This is a genomic window from Agromyces sp. C10, from assembly GCF_023217995.1.
GTDB classification, from domain to species: Bacteria; Actinomycetota; Actinomycetes; order Actinomycetales; family Microbacteriaceae; genus Agromyces; species Agromyces indicus.
The window spans coordinates 1-17,138 of record NZ_JALPSX010000012.1; the positions used below are offsets into that span (position 1 = coordinate 1).

Here is a 17,138-nt window from a genome sequence, read left to right on the forward strand (position 1 = left end):
CGCTCGGGCGAGAAGCCGGAGACGTCGCCGACGTAGCGCGTGTGGTCGTCCGGGACCGGGTCGACGGCGGCGGCCGCGACCTCGGCGGCGAACTCCGCGACGTTGTACAGCTTGCCCGCGTCCTCCTTGCGCGCGGCGATGGCACCCGGGTTGGCCCGCTCGAGCAGCGTCGCGGTGATGGTGCCCTCGATCATGTCGCCGGAGACGACGACGAACTCGACGCCCTTCGCGTCGAGCTCGGGCAGCTTCGCGCGGAGTGCGTCCTCACCGGCTCGCTTCGAGAGCGCGACCGGCTCGTACTCCGGCATCGTCGGCGTCGTACGGATGAAGTGCGCCTGGTGGCTGGTGACGAACACGATCCGCGAGTGCTCGGCGAGGTGCGGCAGCGCGTTCTCGACGACGTTGACCTGCGCGTCGCGGTTCAGGCGCATCGCGTAGTCCTCCCCCATGCCGGACTCCATGCCGCCCGAGGCATTGAGCACGAGGAGGTCGATCGGCCCGAACTCGTCGACGGCGCGCTCGAACATCGCCCGGACCGACGCGGCATCCGTCAGGTCGGCGCCGACCGCGATCGCCCGACCGCCCGCGGCGGTGATCTCGCCGACGATCTTCTCGGCGCGCGGCGCCTTGCTGCGGTAGTTGATCACGACGGCGGCGCCCGCTTCGGCGAGATACCGTGCGGTGTCGGCGCCGATGCCGCGGGACGAGCCCGTGACGACGGCGACGCGACCGTCGAGCGATCCGGGGGCGAGCGGGTTGGTCACGTTGGGCTCCTCGATGCGGTGCGGGGATGGCTGAGCGCCACGCGGACGCGCCGCCCCCGAGACTACCAACTCCCCCACCGGCGTCCCGCGCGCTGATAGGTTCGAGGTAGCCCGAAGGAGTCGAAGTGGATGTGCTGACGCAGTACGCGTGGATCGCCTGGCTGGTGCTGATCCTCGTGTTCGCGACCATCGAGGTGTTCACCCTCGAGATGACGTTCCTCATGCTCGCGCTCGGCAGCGTCGCGGGACTGCTCTCCGGCCTCACCGGCATCCCCTGGTGGGCGCAGTTCATCGTGGCCGCCGTCGTCGCGGTCGCACTGCTGCTGACGCTGCGACCATCGCTGCTGCGGCTGCTGCGCCGCGGTGCGGATTCGGCGCGCAGCAACGTCGATGCGCTGATCGGCGCCGAGGGCAGCGTAGTGCGCACGGTCACCGCCGCCGGCGGCCAGGTCAAGCTGCACAACGGCGACGTCTGGACGGCGCGGCTCTCGCCCATCACCGAGCAGGCGGACGTCGCCGCGGGCGAGCGCGTGCTCGTCACCGGCATCGACGGCGCGACGGCGGTCGTCGTGCCCATTGAGAGGAGCGCCCAGGCGTGAACGACATCGGCCCCATCATCACCCTGGTCGTCGTCGCGGCGATCGCGATCTTCGCGATCGTGGTCATCGCGCGATCCATTCGGATCGTCCCGCAGGCGTACTCGGGCGTCGTGGAACGGCTCGGCCGCTACCACAAGACCCTCTCCCCCGGCCTGAACCTCCTCGTGCCCTTCATCGACCGGCTGCTGCCGCTCGTCGACATGCGCGAGCAGGTCGTCTCGTTCCCGCCGCAGCCGGTGATCACCGAGGACAACCTCGTCGTGTCGATCGACACGGTCGTCTACTTCCAGGTCACCGACGCCCGCGCGGCGACCTACGAGATCAACAACTACCTCGGCGCGGTCGAGCAGCTCACCACGACCACGCTCCGCAACGTGGTCGGCGGCCTGAACCTCGAAGAGGCGCTCACGAGCCGCGACAACATCAACGGCCAGCTCCGCATCGTGCTCGACGAGGCGACCGGCAAGTGGGGCATCCGCGTCTCCCGCGTCGAGCTCAAGGCGATCGATCCGCCCCTGTCCATCCAGGACTCGATGGAGAAGCAGATGCGCGCGGAGCGCGACCGCCGCGCCGCGATCCTCACCGCCGAGGGCACGAAGCAGTCCGCCATCCTCGAGGCCGAGGGTGCACGGCAGGCCTCGATCCTCAAGGCCGAGGGCGACGCCAAGGCCGCCGTGCTCCGTGCACAGGGTGAGGCCGAGGCGATCCTCACGGTCTTCGACGCCATCCACAAGGGCGACCCCGACCCCAAGCTGCTCGGCTACCAGTACCTGCAGATGCTCCCCCAGCTCGCCGAGGGCGCGTCGAACAAGCTCTGGATCATCCCGAGCGAGCTCACCGAGGCCCTGAAGGGGATCGGCGGCGCGTTCACGCCGAAGGACGGCGCGACCGGCGCACCGGGTACCCGCACGGACCTGCCCGGCTGATCCTCCCGTGGGCTCGCCCTGGTTCGAACCGGCGGCGCCCCGCGTGCTCGCGCACCGCGGGCTGGCGCTCGACGCACCCGAGAACACCCTGCTCGCCTTCGAGCACGCCGTGCGCGCGGGTGCCGGTTACCTCGAGACCGACGTGCACCTCAGTGCCGACGGCGAGGCCGTGATCGCGCACGACCCCGAGCTCGGGCGCGTCGCACCCGGTCGGACCGAGCGGGTCGCCGACCTCACGGCGGACGCGCTGCGCCGGGTGGACCTCGGTCACGGCCAGGGCTTCCCGACCCTGATCGAAGCACTGCATGCGTTCCCCGCGGCGCGATTCAACATCGACGTCAAAACGGATCCGGCGGTCGCCGCGACGGTGGAGGCGATCCGGGCTGCCGACGCCCGGGACCGGGTACTGCTCACGGCGTTCTCCGACGCGCGGCGCCGCCGGCTCGCGGCGATGCTTCCGGGGGTCGTGACCTCGGCGGGGCGCGCGTCCGTGCTGCGGGCGCGGGCGGCATCCGTCGTCGGGAACCCGGCCGTGCTGCGTCGGGCGGTGGCAGGTGCTCAGGTGCTCCAGATCCCCGAGCGCGTGGGGCGGGTCCCGCTGCTGACGCCCCGCCTGCTCGAACGCGCGCACGCCGCCGGCCTCGAAGTGCACGTGTGGACGGTCAACGCCGAGGCGGACATGCGGCGGCTGCTGCACCTCGGCGTCGACGGCATCGTCACCGACCGGGCCGATCTCGCGCTGCGGGTCGTGTCGGGAACCTGAGAGTTCCCCGGCAAAACCCCAGCCCCCGGGAAGAATACGCCCAGCTTGATCGTCTATACCTGATTGACGATCGAGAGGAGTACGCCATGGCGGACCGGAGCCTTCGGGGCATGCGAATCGGCGCCCAGAGCCTGCAGAGCGAGGACGGCGTCGTGTTCGCCGACCGTGCCGACTACACCTACCAGTGCGAGGCGTGCGGGCGCGACACGATCATGACCTTCTCGACGGAGGCCGAGATCCCCGAGATGTGGGAATGCCGCCACTGCGGCAGCTCCGCGGTCCTCCTCGTGGACTCCAAGCCGGTCGAGATCGACCGGTCGGGCGAGAAGGTCGCCCGTACCCACTGGGACATGCTGCTCGAGCGCCGCACGCGCGCCGAGCTCGAGGAACTCCTGCAGGAGCGCCTCAACTACCTGCGGGCCCGACGCGGCCAGCAGAAGATCGGCGCCTAGGCCGCCGATTCCCCGCCGTCGCCCCGCCCGGATCCCGTCCGGCGCGGGGCGTTCTGCGTCCGCCCCCGGACGCCGACCGCGATGAGACCGCCGATCGCCGCGATCACCGTGATCGTCGGCACGGACCCGCCCAACACGACCGCCGGGGTGAGTCCCTCGCGCAACTCGACGTCGGTGACCATGGCCTCGGCCTCGTACGCCGGAAGCTCGTCGATGGTGCGACCGGTGGGGTCGATGACCTGGCTGGTGCCGACCGTGGAGATGTTCACCACGGAGCGGCCGGTCTCGATCGCGCGCAGCCGCGCGATCGCGAGCTGCTGCTGGTTCTCGTCGGTGCCGCGGAAGTCGGCGTTGTTGGTCTGCAGGAGGTAGAGCTCCGCGCCGTCGCGCGCGCCTTCCCAGATGAGGCCGTCGTAGATGACGTCGAAGCAGATCGCGAGCCCGGCGACCGCGCCGCCCACGTCGAAGACAGGTGGTTCCGTGCCCGGCGAGTAGCCGCGCTGGATGAGGCCCGTGAGCTCGGGGACGAGGGCGTCGTAGAACCAGCGGTCGGGGATGTACTCGCCGAAGGGCACCGGGTTCCGCTTCGAGAACCGGTCGACCGCTCCGGCGCCGGACTCCCAGAGCAGCGAGGTGTTGTAGAACCGCTCCTCGTCGTCGACCGTCACCGTGTTCAGCACGACGGGCGCGCCGATGCGTTCGCTCAGGTCGTCGAAGGTGCGCGCGGCCTCGGCGCTGCGGGTCGGGTCGACGTCCGAGCCGCCCTCGGGCCAGAGCAGCACGTCGATGCCGGGTTCGTCGAGCACCGGCTCGGTCGCGTCGAGCTGCGCTGCGAGGATGTCGCCGGGTTCGCGCTCGTCGAAGTAGCCCGACGGCCCGTTGCCCTGCACGCTCGCCACGCGGAGCTCCCCCGTCGGTGTCGTCGGCCAGGCGGGCACCGCCACGGCGACCACGAGGAGCGCGACGACCGGGACCGCGCTGCGGACGTCGCGCCACCCGCGCAACCGCACCCACTCGATGACACCGGCGACGAGCGCGACCATGACGAGGCCCAGACCGCTCGAGCCGACCCACGACACGACCTGCGCGAACGGGCTCTCGGACTGGCTGAGGGCCGCGCGCCCCCATGGGAATCCGCCGTAGGGGATGCTGCCCGTCGCGGTCTCGCGCACGATCCACAATCCGGCGACGAGGAGCGGCAGCAGCACGAGGCGAGCCCAGCGGGACGACGTCGCGCGCGGCAGCCACCGGTACGCCAGGGCGATGAGGACGGCTCCGCCGGCCACGATCAACGACTGGAGGATCGAGAGGGCGAGCCACGGCACGGGCCCGAGGTACAACGAGGTCCACGACACGTGCGTGAGGTAGAAGCCGAGCCCGAAGACGAGCCCGATGTGGAAGGCCGCCCAGGAGGAACGCCCGATCAGGGAGACGAGCGTCATGCCGATGCCGACGAACGCCAGCGGCCAGACGCTCGCTCCGGGGAACCCGAGGTCGTACACGACGCCGCCGAGCGCCGACACGAGCAGCGCGGCCCACAGCGGCATGACGGGCCGGGGGCGGTCAGCGGATGCCTCGGCTGCGGCATCCGTTCGCATCGGAGTGGTGCTCATGCGGCGGCACCGTACGCGACCACGCCGCGCCGGACGGCGTCGATCGCGGCGCGCGCGGTGGCGCCCAGCTCGGCGTCGGCCACGATCGAGATCTGGTCGAGGAGGTCGATGACCTGCTTGGACAGGCGCACGAAGTCGCCCGCGGCGAGCTCGGTCTCCGACAGGACGCTGCCGAGCGCCGCGCCGCGGGCCCAGGCGTGCATGGCCGCCGAGAGCGCCGGAGACGGCTGCTCGGTCCCCGGCAGGCGGTGGTCGCGCTCGACGTCGTCGAGTTCGCTCCACGCATCGGTCGTGCGATCGAACGCCGCGCGGAACGGTCCCTTCGGGAGCCGGAACTGCAGGCCGCGCTCGTCCCGACGCGGCTCGTACACGAGCGCGGCCGCCATCGCGGCGATGCCCGCGACGTCGAGGCCGGCCCACAGGTCGCGCCGGAGGGATTCGGCCACGAGCAGGTCGCGTTCGCCGTAGATGCGCTTCAGGGTGCGACCCGCCGCCGTGGAGACGAGCCCGCCCTGCCCGTCCGACTCGAGGTAGCCGAGCTGTACGAGCACCTCGGCGACCCGGTCGAACCGCTTGGCGACCTGGCCGGTCCGGGTCCGGATCTGACGGCTGAGGTCGTCGTGGTCGCGCTTCAGGCGCCACCACCGCTCGGCCCAGCGGGCGTGCTGCTCGCGCTCGGCGCAACCGTGGCACGGATGCGCCCGGAGGCGCTTGCGCTCGGAGGCCAGCTCCCGCTGCATCCGCTCGCGTTGGGCGTGGGTCGGGTTGCCCTTCGCCTGCTGCCGCTCGAGGTCGGCGATGCGCCGACGGATCCCCGCGTACTCGCCGAAGTCTCCCAGGTGGCACTGCATCGCGCGCTCGAAGCCGGCCATCGACTCCTCCTGCTTGCGCAGGGTTCGGGCGAGGTCGACGACCGCGCGGTCGGCCTGGAACTGCGCGAACGACAGCTCGAGCACCTGACGAGTCCGCTCGCGGCCGAACTGGTCGACGAGGTTCACCGCCATGTTGTAGGTCGGCGAAAAGCTGGAGTTCAGCGGATAGCTGCGTCGGGACGCCAGCGAGGCCACCGCCTCGGGATCGAGCCCGTCGACCCACTGGATCACGGAATGGCCCTCGACGTCGATGCCACGTCGCCCCGCTCGACCGGTGAGCTGGGTGTACTCCCCCGGCGTGATGGGCACGCGCGCCTCGCCGTTGAACTTCTCGAGCTTCTCGAGCACGACCGAGCGCGCGGGCATGTTGACGCCGAGCGCGAGGGTCTCGGTGGCGAACACGACCTTCAGGAGCTTGCGCTGGAAGAGGTCCTCGACGATCTCCTTGAAGGTCGGCAGCATGCCCGCGTGGTGCGCCGCCACGCCTCGCTGCAGGCCCTCGAGCCACTCCCAGTAGCCGAGCACGGCCAGGTCGTCGTCGCGCAGCATCCGGGCGCGCTCCTCGACGATGGATCGGATCTCGTCTCGTTCAGCCGTGTCGGTGAGGCGGATGCCGCTGCGGAGCACCTGGCGGACCGCCTGGTCGCAGCCGGCGCGAGAGAAGATGAACACGATCGCGGGCAGCAGGTGCTTGGAGTGCAGCAGGGCGACCACATCCGGCCGGTCGATGCGCGAGGCACCGTGCCCGCCCTGGTGGAACCGGCCGCGGTCGCTTCCGCGCCGCCCGCGTTCCGAACGGCCCCGGATCGACCGCCCGCCCGCGCGGGCGAGGCGCTGGAGCTCGGGATTCACCCGATGGGTGGCCGCCTGCCCCGATGAGTCGAAGAGGTCCACGAGCTTCCCGCCCGCGAGCACGTGCTGCTCGAGGGGCACCGGCCGCTGCTCGGAGACGATCACGTCCGTGTCGCCGCGCACGGCCTGCAGCCAGTCGCCGAACTCCTCGGCGTTGGACACCGTGGCGCTCAGGGAGACCAGGCGCACCACCTCCGGGAGGTGGATGATGACCTCCTCCCACACCGCGCCGCGGAATCGGTCGGCGAGGTAGTGCACCTCGTCCATGACGACGTACGCGAGCCGGTCGAGCAGCGGCGAGTCGGCGTAGAGCATGTTGCGGAGGACCTCGGTGGTCATCACCACGATGCGAGCGCCGGAGTTGATGTTCGTGTCGCCGGTGAGCAGGCCGACGTTGCGGGCCCCCCAGGTGTCGACGAACTCCTGGTACTTCTGGTTCGAGAGCGCCTTGATGGGCGTCGTGTAGAACACCTTCTCGTCGCCCGACTCCATCGCGAGGTAGACCGCGTACTCCGCGACCACCGTCTTGCCCGCGCCGGTGGGTGCGGCGACCAGCACGCTCCGCCCTTCGTCGAGGGCGCCGCACGCGGCGCGCTGGAACGGGTCGAGGTCGAAGGACAGGTTCGCCGCGAACTCCTGCAGCCTCGGCTGGCGCCGTTGCTGCCGGGACAATGCGTAGCGTTCCGCCGGCGAGAGGCTCATCCCCCCAGCCTAGACAGGACTGCCGAACTCCAGCTGATTGCGCTTGGCGACGCGCTTGTCGTGCAGATGCGCGATGCCCCACGCCGCGAAGTAGAGCCCGATCATCGGGATCGCGAGCATGAACATCGAGACGACGTCGGCCGACGGGGTGGCGATTGCGGTGAACAGCGTGATGACGAGGATGGCGACCCGCCAGCTCTTGATGATCGACGCCGCGCTGAGCACCCCGGCGAGGTTCAGCAGCACGATGAACACCGGCACGACGAACGCGATGCCGATCGCCAGGACCAGCTTCAGCACGAAGTCGTAGTACTCCTTCGCCGTCAGGAGCGACTCGCTGCCCTCGGGGACGAAGCCGGTCATGAGCTTCACGATGTTGGGAAGCACGAACCAGCCGGCCGCGCAACCGGCGAGGAAGAGCGGGATCGCCGCACCGAGGAAGATGAACGAGAACTTGCGCTCGCGCGCATTCAGCCCCGGCACGAGGAACGCGAAGATCTGGTACAGCCAGACCGGACTCGAGATCACGATCCCCACGGTGAACGCGACCTGGAGCCGCAGGTCGAACGCACTCGAGATGGTCGGGAAGATGATCCCGCCGCCGCCCTGGGCCTCGGCCACGGCCTCGACGGGCGCCTGCAGCGCGTTCCACACGAACAGGTCGGTGAGGATCCACCCGGCGACCGCACCGACGACGATGGCGATCGCCGACGTGAAGAGGCGCTTGCGCAACTCGAGGAGGTGCGCGCCGAGCGACATCCGCTTCTCGCGGTTCGCGGTGCCGCGATCCTTCACGGCCGACACGGGCTAGGCGTTCGGGCCGGCGTCCGTGCGCTTCGCCGGATCACCGGTCGTCGACGACGCGGGCGGCGTGGTGGTCGATGCGTTCGACGCGGTCGACGTGCCCGTGACGGGCGCGTCGGTGGTCGTCGTGCCGTCGGACGCGTCGGTGCGCTCGTCGGAGTCCGACCGGACCTCGTTCTTCAGGATCTTCATCGACTGGCCCAGGCTCCGCGCGAGGGCGGGAAGCTTCGGCGCACCGAACAGCAGCAGGATCACCAGCAGGATGATCAGCGCGTGCCAACCGGTGAAGGCGTTTCCAAACATAGGTGCTCGTCCAATTCTGGCGGGATGGTCCGCTCAGTCTAACCGGTCGCCGGCGGCGTTCGCCTCACCCGTCGGCCGGCGTGGACGACGCACGGGGGTCGTCGTCCGGGTAACCTGCCAGGCCCGCCTCGGCCCACTCCGCGACCACCGCGCGCGCCTCCTCCGGGGCGACGACGGTCACCAGTCCGGGCAGACCCGCGACCAGGCGCTTGAGCCCGTGCACGTGGGCGAGGCGGAGGGTCACGCGGAGCCGCCCGTCGACCTCGGTCGTGGTCGAGTCGGCGAGGTAGTCCGCCAGGAGCGGCAGCGTCGCCGGGGCCACGTCGACGACGACCTCGAGATCGGTGTCGGACGCCTGGAAGAGCGTCTCGGGGATCGCCCGGTCGGAGTGGTTGGCGATCGGCTCGTCGGCGACCTCGAGCCCGCTCATCCGGTCGATGCGGAAGTTCCGGACCTCCTCCCGGAGGTGGTCGAACGCCTGCAGGTACCAGTCGGCGCCGAGCGAGGCGATGCGCAGGGGATCCACGCGCCGGCGTCGGCGCTCCCCTCGCGCGTTGAGGTAGTCGAACTCGAGCTGACGACCGGATGCCACGGCCCGCCGAACCACGGCGAGCGACGCATCGGCGGCCTCCTCGGCGACGGCGAGCCGGCTGGGAGCCGCGGACGCGCCCGCGCGGAGCTTCTCGGTGAGCGCGGCGAGCGAGGCGCTCCCGGCGTTCTCGGGCGACGCCGAGAGGTACTGGAGTCCGGCGATGAGCGCCGCCGCCTCGCGCGCCGACAGCCGGGGGGCGTCGTCGATCGCCACGTGGTGGACGATCACGATGACGTCGTCCTCCTCGAAGGAGTCCCAGTCGATGTCGAACAGGTCGTTCGGCTGGTAGGTGCCCGTCGCGCCCGGCAGGCCCGACGTGGCGATCAGCCGGACCGCGTCGCGGATCTCCTCCTCCCCCACCCCGAAGTGCGCGGCCGCCTCGGAGACGTCGACCACGCGCTGCTCGAGCAGGTACGGGACGAGGGCGAGCAGGAACACGAGCTTGTCGGGCCCGCGCATTCCAGCGGGCCGACGCGGCGACGCGCTCATCGATCGGCTCCCGGGCGATGGGAGGCCGCGACCGCGGCGAGCCGCTCGCGGACGGCGTCGCGCAGCGTCGAGGGCGAGAGCACACGGACCTCCGGGCCGTACGAGGCCAGTTCGTCGGCGAAGACGGCGGCATCCGTGTAGTGCAGCCGGATGACGCCCGCGTCGTCGTCGGCCTCCACCGCCCGCTTGCCGAGGCGCACCTCGGCGTCGGAGCCCGCGGTCACCGCGAGGTCGGCGCTGTTGGCCTGCCGCAGCGCCCGCAGGTCGGCGAGCGCCCGGTCCTGCACGTCGGCGGGCGGCGGATCGAAGGGCCTGCCGGCCAGCGACTGCACGTCGCCGACGATGCGCGAGAGGAGGAACGTGCGCGGGGCGCCCGCGTCGACGTCACGGCCGTGCAGGTGCCAGCGACCCTCGTGGAGCACGACCGCGTGCGGCTCGACGGTGCGCAGTCTCGGCTCGCGCTCCCCCGGCTTCAGGTAGCGGAACCGGACGCGCTGCCGCTTGTCGAGTGCCTGCCGGATCGGCTCGAACGCGGCATCTCGCACCCGGAGCCGCGGCGCGTAGCCGATCACGGGTTCACGCGGCTCGATGCCGAGCGACCGGAGCTTCGTGAGCGCACGCTGCGAGTCGGAGGACAGCGAGGCCTCGCGCCAGACCTCGGCGGCGAGGCCGAGCAGGGCGAGCTCATCGGGCGTGAACCGGACGTCGACCGGGAGATCGTAGTCGCCCTTCGGGATCCGGTAGCGCAGCGCCTGGTTGTCGCCCGGTCGGTCGGGCGACTCGATCGTCTCGAGCGGGATGCCGAGGTCGCGGATCTCGTCCTTGTCGCGCTCGAACTGGCGCTCGAGGTTGGCGTTGCCGCCCCGATCGTCGTAGCGCTCGGCGTAGCCGCGCACCGTCGACAGGATCTCGGACTTCAGCAGCCCGGTCTCGGTCGCGAGCAGCGCCAGGACGAGGCTGAAGAGCCGGTCCTCGACCGGGATCCTCGGCTCCCCCGAGCGCTTGGATGACGCCACGTCAGCGATCATACTGACCGGCGTGCGACGGGCGGACGACGCGCCCGCCGGTCACACCACGCCGAGGATGTCGATGACGAAGAACAGCGTCGAGCCGGCCGGGATGCCCGCCTGCTCGGCGTCGCCGTAGCCGTCCTCCGGGGCGATGACCACTCCGACCTGCGAGCCGACCTTCTGGCCGATGAGCGCCTCGGCGAACCCGGGCACGACCTGCGAGCCCTCGCCCTCGGCGACGACGAACGCCGTCGGGCCGTTGCGCTCCCACGTGGAGTCGAAGACGGAGTTGTCGTCCCACAGGACGCCCGTGTAGTGGACGACGACCTGGTCGCCGTCCTCGACCACCGCGCCGGAGCCGGCCTTCAACACCTCGACCTCGGTCGACTCGAAGGGCTCCGTGTCGGGCACGGTGATGCCCGGACGCCCGTCGGGCGCCGTCACCACGGCGGGGAAGCCGTCGCGGGCGATCTGCGGCGCGCCGTTCGCCTTGAGGAGGAACGCGCGGTGCACGTCGAACACCATGACGAGGCTGTCGTCGGGCTCGATGCCGAGCTGGGCGTTGCCCTGCTCGCCGAAGGCGTCGGCGGGCGGGGCGACGATCACGACGCGCGAGCCCTCGCTGGCGCACGAGAGGCCCTTGCGGATGCCGGGGAGCCCGCCCTCGCTGAGGAGGATCGGCACGGGCTCCTGGTCGCCGAACCCGTTGACGTCGATCTCCTCGCCGGTCGTCCCGTTGTACACCGCGAGGCCGACGAGCGCCTGCTGGCCGGCCACGAGCCGGTCGCCGTCGCCCTCGATGATCTCGGTGCACTGCGTCTCGGCCGGGGAGACGGGCGTCGGGAAGTCGACCCGGGGCTCCTGGCCGAAGTCGCCCTCGACCTCGATGAGGTCGGACGACGCGCCGGCGGTCGCCTCGGGTTCGGGTGCCGCGGTGCAGCCGGTGAGCGTGACCGCGACGGCGGTCGCGGTGGCCAGAAGCGCGAGCGGGAGTCGCACGGGTCCTCGTTTCGTCTGGGTGGAACGGGCGCAGACAGCCTAGTCGGCGTCGGGCGCTTCGGTGTCGGGTCGGGAGTCGTCGTCGCCGCGCGAGCGGCGGGCCGCGGCATCCGCTGCGCGTGCGCGCTTGCGCAGCACCTTGTCGCTGACGTTGCGTTCGCCGAGCGCGCCGGGCGTCCACGCCTCGACGTCCTCGTCGCTGAACTCGGTCTTGGAGGGGCGGCGCTTGAGCTCGGGCAGCACGGTGCCGGGGGCGAGCCGGCGTGCGGTGAGGAGGAAGCCGGTGTGCGCGATCATGCGGTGGTCGGGCCGGACCGCGAGGCCCTGCACGTGCCATCCGCGGACCATCGTCTCGCTCGCCTGCGGCTCGGTGTACCGGCCGGTCGCACGGATCGCCTCGGCGACGCGCGAGAGCTGGGTGACCGTCGCGATGTAGCAGAGCAGCACGCCGCCGGGCTTGAGCGCGGTCGACACGGCGTCGATGCACTCCCACGGCGCGAGCATGTCGAGCACGACGCGGTCGACGGACGCCTCGGGCGCCTGCTCCGGCAGCGCCTCGGCGAGGTCGCCGAGGGTGATGGTCCAGTTCTCGGGGTCCTCGCCGTGGAAGGTGGCCACGTTGCCGCGGGCGACGTCGGCGAACTCCTCGCGACGCTCGAACGACATCAGCCGGCCGTTCGCGCCGATCGCGCGGAGCAGCCACAGCGACAGCGCGCCGGAACCGACACCGGCCTCGACGACGGTCGCGCCCGGGAAGACGTCGGCCTGCGCGAGGATCTGCGCCGCGTCCTTCGGGTATACGATCGCCGCCCCGCGCGGCATCGACATCACGAAGTCGCTGAGCAGCGGCCGGAGCGCCAGGTACTCGACACCCACCTGGTTGGCCACGACCGAGCCGTCGGGCAGGCCGATGAGGTCGTCGTGCGCGATCGCGCCCTTGTGCGAGTGGAACAGCTTGCCCGGCTCGAGGGTGATCGTGTGCAGGCGTCCCTTGGGGCCGGTCAGCTGCACGCGGTCGCCGGCGCGGAAGGGTCCGCTCGCCTCCCCGCGGCTCATGCGGTCTCCCTCGCGGATGCCACGACGCGGGCGATGTCGTCGACGGTCCGCCCGTCGAGCGAGTCCCAGATGACCTGCGCGGCGGCCGGGTCGAGGGGCACCATGTGCGGCACGCCGATCGCGACGGTGCCGGCGGATGCCGCGGAACGGAGCCCGGGCACCGAGTCCTCGATCGCGACGCAGTCGCCGATGGCCACGCCGAGCCGCTCGGCGGCCGTCAGGTACGGCTCGGGGTGCGGCTTCGGCTCGGCGACCTCGTCGCCCGTGACGAGCAGGTCGAACGCCTCGAACGGGATGGCCGCGACGATGTCCTCGGCCATCGAGCGCACCGACATGGTCACGAGCGCCGTCGGGATGCCCGCGTCGCGGACGGACTTCAGCAGCGCCTGCGCGCCCGGCTGCCACGGCACGCCGTGCTCGGCGAGCTGCTCGCGAACGCGCGCGGTCAGGCGCGCGACGATCGTATCGGCGTCGAGGTCGACCCCGGCGCGTTGGAACACGGCCGCGGCCTCCCAGAGGCCGGCGCCGACGACCTGCAGGGCGTCCTCGTCGGTCCAGCTGCCGCCGAACTCGCGGACGAGCTCGCCTTCGGCTCGCATCCAGTAGGGCTCGGTGTCGACGAGGGTGCCGTCCATGTCCCACAGGACGGCGGCGGGGAGGGCTGGGGTCACAACCGGCGATTCTATCCGCACGGCCTATTGTGGAGGTGAGCCCGGAGGTCCCGGGTTCGGGAAGCGGGGCGAACCGAGTGCAGCAGCCGACCGGGTTCCAGGGCGGACGACTCCTCATCGTCGCATTCGAGGGGTGGAACGACGCGGGCGAGGCGGCCACCGGCGCCGCCCGGCTCCTCGCGGAGCGGCTCCGCCTCGTCGAGGTCGCGGCCGTCGATCCCGAGCTCTACTTCGACTACCAGTTCACGCGCCCGACGATCCAGTCCGAGCCGGACGGCTCGCGGCGGCTCTCCTGGCCCGGCGCGGCGATCCTCGGCCCGAGCGGGATCCCCGCCGAGCCCGACGAGGAGGGCGTCACCGGACCGGGCGCCGACACGCTCCACGTGCTCCTCGGCGCCGAGCCCGCGCGCACGTGGAAGGGCTTCGCCGCCGAGCTCGTCGACGCCGCGCTGTCGGCCGACATCGAGGGCATCGTGCTGCTCGGCGCGATGCTCGCGGATGCGCCCCACACCCGCCCGCTCGCCGTCTTCGCCTCGAGCGAGAACCCCGAGGTCCGCGCCGCGCTCGGCGTCGAGCGATCGACCTACGAGGGCCCCGTCGGGATCCTCAGCGTGATCGCCGACCAGGCCGAACGGGTCGGCATCCCGACCGTCTCGCTCTGGGCGTCCGTGCCCCACTACGTGCACAACGCGCCCTCCCCCAAGGCCGTGCTCGCCCTGCTCGGCAAGGTCGAGGAGCTCACCGGTCTCAGCATCCCGCGCGGCTCCCTCGAGGACGAGGCGCAGGCCTGGGAGGCGAGCGTGGACGCCCTCGCCTCCGACGACGACGAGATGGCCGGCTACATCCAGCAGCTCGAGCAGGCCCGCGACGCCGCCGACGCCCCCGAGGCCTCCGGCGAGGCGATCGCGCAGGAGTTCGAGCGGTACCTGCGCCGCCGCGGCGACCAGCCCGGCGGCAGCGGCCCCTGGCGCCCGCGCGACGGGGCCTGAGCCGCCGGACCCCGGCCGGCCGGGGCGGAAGCCGGCATGCCGCGCGCACGCCCGCGGCGCGGCATCCGCTCGCCTAGGGCTGCAGCACCCCCGTGCCGAGCAGGACGAAGATCGTGAGCCCGAGCGCGATGCGGTAGATCACGAACGGCAGGAAGCTGCGCTTCGAGATGTAGCTCATGAAGAACGCGATCACGAGGATGGCGACGACGAACGCGACCGCGGTCGCCACGGCCGTCTCGAGCGGCCCGTAGACGGCCGGTTCGCCCCAGCTCTTGAACAGCTGGTAGAAGCCCGAGCCGAACACCGCGGGGATCGCCAGCAGGAACGCGTACCGCGCCGCCGCGGCCCGCTCGTATCCGAGCAGAAGTCCCATCGTGATCGTGCCGCCCGAGCGCGAGACGCCGGGGATCAGCGCCAGCGACTGCGCCAGCCCGAAGTAGAGGCCGTGCGGCACGGTGAGGTCGTCGAGCTTGCGGCGCTTGGCGCCCGCCCAGTCGGCGAGGCCGAGCACGATGCCGAACACGAGGAGCATCGTCGCCACCACGTAGAGCGAGCGGAACACCGTCTCGATCTGGTCCTGGAACAGCAGGCCGAGCACCACGATCGGGATCGAGCCGACGATGATCAGCCAGCCCATGCGCGCGTCCGGGTCGTTCCGCGGCACGCGGCCGGCGAGCGAGGCGAACCAGTTGCGCACGATGCGGACGATGTCGCGCCAGAAGAAGACGACGACCGCGGCCTCGGTGCCGAGCTGCGTGATCGCGGTGAAGGCCGCGCCGGGGTCGGCCGCGTTCGGCAGGAACTCGCCGAGGATCCGCAGGTGCGCGCTCGAGGAGATCGGCAGGAACTCGGTCAGGCCCTGCACGAGGCCGAGGATGATCGCTTCGATCAACTGGATATCGCCCTTCCGCCCTCCGGACGGCGGAGGGCACGGGACCGTCGTGGTCGGAGTGTGTCGGAGCGCGCTTCGGTACGAGGACGTCAGTACGCGAGGAGCAGGTCGCGCAGGACCCGCCTACCGAAGACTAGTGCGTCGAGCGGCACGCGCTCGTCGACGCCATGGAACATCGCCGGGAAGTCGAGCCCGTCGGGCAGGCGGAGCGGCGCGAACCCGTAGCCGGCGATGCCGAGTCGCGACAGCGACTTGTTGTCGGTGCCGCCGCTCAGCAGGTACGGGAACACGGTCGCCTCCGGATCGTGCGCGTGCAGGGCGCTCGTGACCGCATCGACGAGCGGTCCGTGCGTGGGCGCCTCGAGTCCGACGTCGCGGTGCACGGTCTGGATCTCGATGTCGGGGCCGATGAGCTCGCGGATCTCCGCGAGGACCGCCTCCTCCTCGCCCGGCAGCGTCCGGATGTCGACGAGGGCCTCGGCGCGGTCGGGGATGACGTTGTGCTTGTACCCGGCGTCGAGCAGCGTCGGGTTCGACGTCGTGCGGAGCGTCGCGGTGATGAAGCCGGAGGCGGATCCGGTGGCGAGCGCCAGCTCGTCGGGCGAGACCTGCTCCGGGTCGGCGCCGATGGCCGCCGCGATCGCCGCGAGCAGTTCGCGCGTCGTGTCGGTGAGTCGCAGGGGCCATTCGCGGCGGCCGATGCGGGCGATCGCCTCGGCGAGCTTCGTGACGGCGTTGTCGCCCACCAGGCGCGAGCCGTGCGCGGCCGTGCCGTGCGCGACGAGGCGCACCCAGACGAGCGACTTCTCCCCCGTCTGGAGCAGGTAGGCGCGCTGCCCGCCGACCGTGATCGAGTAGCCGCCGACCTCGCTGATGGCCTCGGTGGCGCCGGCGAACAGCTCGGGGTGCTCGTCGACGAGCCAGCTCGCGCCGTAGAGGCCGCCGGCCTCCTCGTCGGCGAAGAACCCGAGCACGAGCTCGCGCTCGGGCAGTCGGCCCTCGGCGAGGATGTCCCCGACCGCCGTGAGGATCATCGCGTCCATGTCCTTCATGTCGACCGCGCCGCGGCCCCAGAGCATGCCGTCGCGGATCTCGCCCGCGAACGGGTCGACGCTCCAGTTCCGCGGGTCGGCCGGCACCACGTCGAGGTGGCCGTGGAGCACCAGGGCGGGCTTGTCCGGGTTCGCGCCCGGAACCCGCGCCACGACGCTCGCGCGGCCGGGCGCGGACTCGTACACGGCCGGCTCGAGGCCCTTGGCCCGCAACCGCGCCTCGACGTACTCGGCGGCCTCGCGCTCGCCGTTCGACCGGCCCTCGCCGTGGTTGGTCGTGTCGAACCGGATGAGGTCGCGGGCGATCAGCGCGGTCTCGTCGAGGCCGTCCGGAAGGCCGGCTGCGGCGCCTCCGGTGGTCGGGCGGGCGTCGGTCGGGGTGGTCTCGGCCATGCGGTCCACGCTAGCGCCGGGCCGTGTTCAGTGGGCCTCGAAAACCGTGCTAATGTCTTCTACGGCCGCTGAGCGATCAGGGCCGAGACAACGCGCGGGTGGCGGAATTGGCAGACGCGCTAGCTTGAGGTGCTAGTGCCCGTATAGGGCGTGGGGGTTCAAGTCCCCCCTCGCGCACGCGTTGTCGAGAAGGCCGGATCTTCGGATCCGGCCTTCTCGCGTTTCCGGGGTTTCGAACCCGTTTTCAGGAGCCCCCCCGGCCGGTCGCCGTCCGGCACGGCGTGTCGTCCTGAGGAACGTGCGATCCGGCCGAGATCTCCTGAGAACGGCATCCCCACGTCGAGG

At 71.7% G+C, this 17,138-nt stretch carries 17 protein-coding genes and 1 tRNA gene; 6 read left to right on the forward strand and 12 right to left on the reverse strand.

Annotated elements, in window-relative coordinates:
• A partial coding sequence (locus M1L56_RS13700) for an SDR family oxidoreductase (protein WP_067946922.1) occupies positions 1–764 on the reverse strand: 764 nt, incomplete at its 3' end.
• Between the two features lie 125 nt (positions 765–889).
• On the opposite strand from M1L56_RS13700, the gene M1L56_RS13705 reads away from it, so the two are divergent.
• The 4 genes from M1L56_RS13705 to M1L56_RS13720 all read left to right on the forward strand — a co-directional run bounded on the left by M1L56_RS13705 (position 890) and on the right by M1L56_RS13720 (position 3,504).
• Positions 890–1,363, forward strand: a complete 474-nt coding sequence (locus M1L56_RS13705) for an NfeD family protein (RefSeq protein ID WP_248599655.1) — start codon at positions 890–892, stop codon at positions 1,361–1,363.
• Positions 1,364–1,377: 14 nt separating this feature from the next.
• The gene (locus M1L56_RS13710) at positions 1,378–2,289 is read left to right on the forward strand and encodes an SPFH domain-containing protein (RefSeq protein WP_369798131.1); all 912 of its coding nucleotides are present in this window, start codon (positions 1,378–1,380) and stop codon (positions 2,287–2,289) included.
• A gap of 7 nt (positions 2,290–2,296) precedes the next feature.
• Positions 2,297–3,052 carry a glycerophosphodiester phosphodiesterase gene (locus tag M1L56_RS13715; RefSeq protein WP_248599656.1) on the forward strand — a complete coding sequence of 252 codons (756 nt, stop codon included), beginning with the start codon at positions 2,297–2,299 and terminating at the stop codon, positions 3,050–3,052.
• 86 nt (positions 3,053–3,138) lie between these two features.
• Positions 3,139–3,504 (forward strand): RNA polymerase-binding protein RbpA, encoded by a 366-nt coding sequence (locus tag M1L56_RS13720; protein WP_248599657.1) that lies wholly within the window; start codon positions 3,139–3,141, stop codon positions 3,502–3,504.
• Here M1L56_RS13720 and lnt read toward each other — a convergent pair.
• From lnt to M1L56_RS13765, 9 genes are all read right to left on the reverse strand, one after another.
• A complete protein-coding gene (gene lnt / locus M1L56_RS13725) occupies positions 3,501–5,117 on the reverse strand; it encodes an apolipoprotein N-acyltransferase (RefSeq protein WP_248599658.1) in 1,617 nt (538 codons plus the stop codon). The genes M1L56_RS13720 and lnt overlap by 4 nt on opposite strands.
• Positions 5,114–7,543, reverse strand: coding sequence for an RNA helicase (locus tag M1L56_RS13730; RefSeq protein ID WP_067946910.1), 2,430 nt, complete (start codon positions 7,541–7,543; stop codon positions 5,114–5,116). The genes lnt and M1L56_RS13730 overlap by 4 nt, the downstream gene beginning before the upstream one ends.
• 9 nt (positions 7,544–7,552) lie before the next feature.
• Positions 7,553–8,302: a twin-arginine translocase subunit TatC gene (gene tatC, locus M1L56_RS13735; protein WP_248599726.1), complete on the reverse strand. Its 750-nt coding sequence runs from the start codon at positions 8,300–8,302 to the stop codon at positions 7,553–7,555.
• A gap of 48 nt (positions 8,303–8,350) precedes the next feature.
• Positions 8,351–8,650, reverse strand: coding sequence for a twin-arginine translocase TatA/TatE family subunit (tatA, locus tag M1L56_RS13740; protein ID WP_067946908.1), 300 nt, complete (start codon positions 8,648–8,650; stop codon positions 8,351–8,353).
• 64 nt (positions 8,651–8,714) lie between these two features.
• Positions 8,715–9,701 carry a YafY family protein gene (locus tag M1L56_RS13745; protein WP_248599659.1) on the reverse strand — a complete coding sequence of 329 codons (987 nt, stop codon included), beginning with the start codon at positions 9,699–9,701 and terminating at the stop codon, positions 8,715–8,717.
• A 26-nt stretch (positions 9,702–9,727) separates the two neighbouring features.
• Positions 9,728–10,747: a WYL domain-containing protein gene (locus M1L56_RS13750; RefSeq protein WP_248599660.1), complete on the reverse strand. Its 1,020-nt coding sequence runs from the start codon at positions 10,745–10,747 to the stop codon at positions 9,728–9,730.
• 51 nt (positions 10,748–10,798) lie between these two features.
• On the reverse strand, positions 10,799–11,740 hold the full coding sequence (locus M1L56_RS16145) for an FKBP-type peptidyl-prolyl cis-trans isomerase (protein WP_248599661.1): 942 nt from the start codon (positions 11,738–11,740) through the stop codon (positions 10,799–10,801).
• Between the two features lie 39 nt (positions 11,741–11,779).
• Positions 11,780–12,796 (reverse strand): tRNA (adenine-N1)-methyltransferase, encoded by a 1,017-nt coding sequence (locus tag M1L56_RS13760; RefSeq protein WP_248599662.1) that lies wholly within the window; start codon positions 12,794–12,796, stop codon positions 11,780–11,782.
• Positions 12,793–13,467, reverse strand: a complete 675-nt coding sequence (locus M1L56_RS13765) for an HAD family phosphatase (protein WP_304439341.1) — start codon at positions 13,465–13,467, stop codon at positions 12,793–12,795. Before M1L56_RS13765 ends, M1L56_RS13760 begins: the two co-directional genes overlap by 4 nt.
• Positions 13,468–13,544: 77 nt before the next feature.
• Here M1L56_RS13765 and M1L56_RS13770 point away from each other — a divergent pair, with 77 nt between their 5' ends.
• Positions 13,545–14,456 carry a PAC2 family protein gene (locus M1L56_RS13770; RefSeq protein WP_248599663.1) on the forward strand — a complete coding sequence of 304 codons (912 nt, stop codon included), beginning with the start codon at positions 13,545–13,547 and terminating at the stop codon, positions 14,454–14,456.
• A 73-nt stretch (positions 14,457–14,529) separates the two neighbouring features.
• Here the strand turns inward: M1L56_RS13770 and M1L56_RS13775 are convergent, their stop codons facing one another.
• Both M1L56_RS13775 and M1L56_RS13780 read right to left on the reverse strand, forming a co-directional pair.
• Positions 14,530–15,354, reverse strand: coding sequence for an undecaprenyl-diphosphate phosphatase (locus tag M1L56_RS13775; RefSeq protein WP_248599727.1), 825 nt, complete (start codon positions 15,352–15,354; stop codon positions 14,530–14,532).
• Between the two features lie 83 nt (positions 15,355–15,437).
• A complete protein-coding gene (locus tag M1L56_RS13780; RefSeq protein ID WP_248599664.1) occupies positions 15,438–16,793 on the reverse strand; it encodes a M20/M25/M40 family metallo-hydrolase in 1,356 nt (451 codons plus the stop codon).
• 92 nt (positions 16,794–16,885) lie between these two features.
• Here M1L56_RS13780 and M1L56_RS13785 point away from each other — a divergent pair.
• Positions 16,886–16,970 (forward strand) — tRNA-Leu (locus M1L56_RS13785).
• Positions 16,971–17,138 lie beyond the last annotated feature (168 nt).

Coding starts and splice junctions, on each gene's coding strand:
- M1L56_RS13720 (WP_248599657.1), top strand. CDS start 3,139: ATGGCGGACCGGAGCCTTCGGGGCATGCGAATCGGCGCCCAGAGCCTG.
- lnt (WP_248599658.1), bottom strand. CDS start 5,117: ATGAGCACCACTCCGATGCGAACGGATGCCGCAGCCGAGGCATCCGCT.
- M1L56_RS13730 (WP_067946910.1), bottom strand. CDS start 7,543: ATGAGCCTCTCGCCGGCGGAACGCTACGCATTGTCCCGGCAGCAACGG.
- tatC (WP_248599726.1), bottom strand. CDS start 8,302: ATGTCGCTCGGCGCGCACCTCCTCGAGTTGCGCAAGCGCCTCTTCACG.
- tatA (WP_067946908.1), bottom strand. CDS start 8,650: ATGTTTGGAAACGCCTTCACCGGTTGGCACGCGCTGATCATCCTGCTG.
- M1L56_RS13745 (WP_248599659.1), bottom strand. CDS start 9,701: ATGCGCGGGCCCGACAAGCTCGTGTTCCTGCTCGCCCTCGTCCCGTAC.
- M1L56_RS13760 (WP_248599662.1), bottom strand. CDS start 12,796: ATGAGCCGCGGGGAGGCGAGCGGACCCTTCCGCGCCGGCGACCGCGTG.
- M1L56_RS13780 (WP_248599664.1), bottom strand. CDS start 16,793: ATGGCCGAGACCACCCCGACCGACGCCCGCCCGACCACCGGAGGCGCC.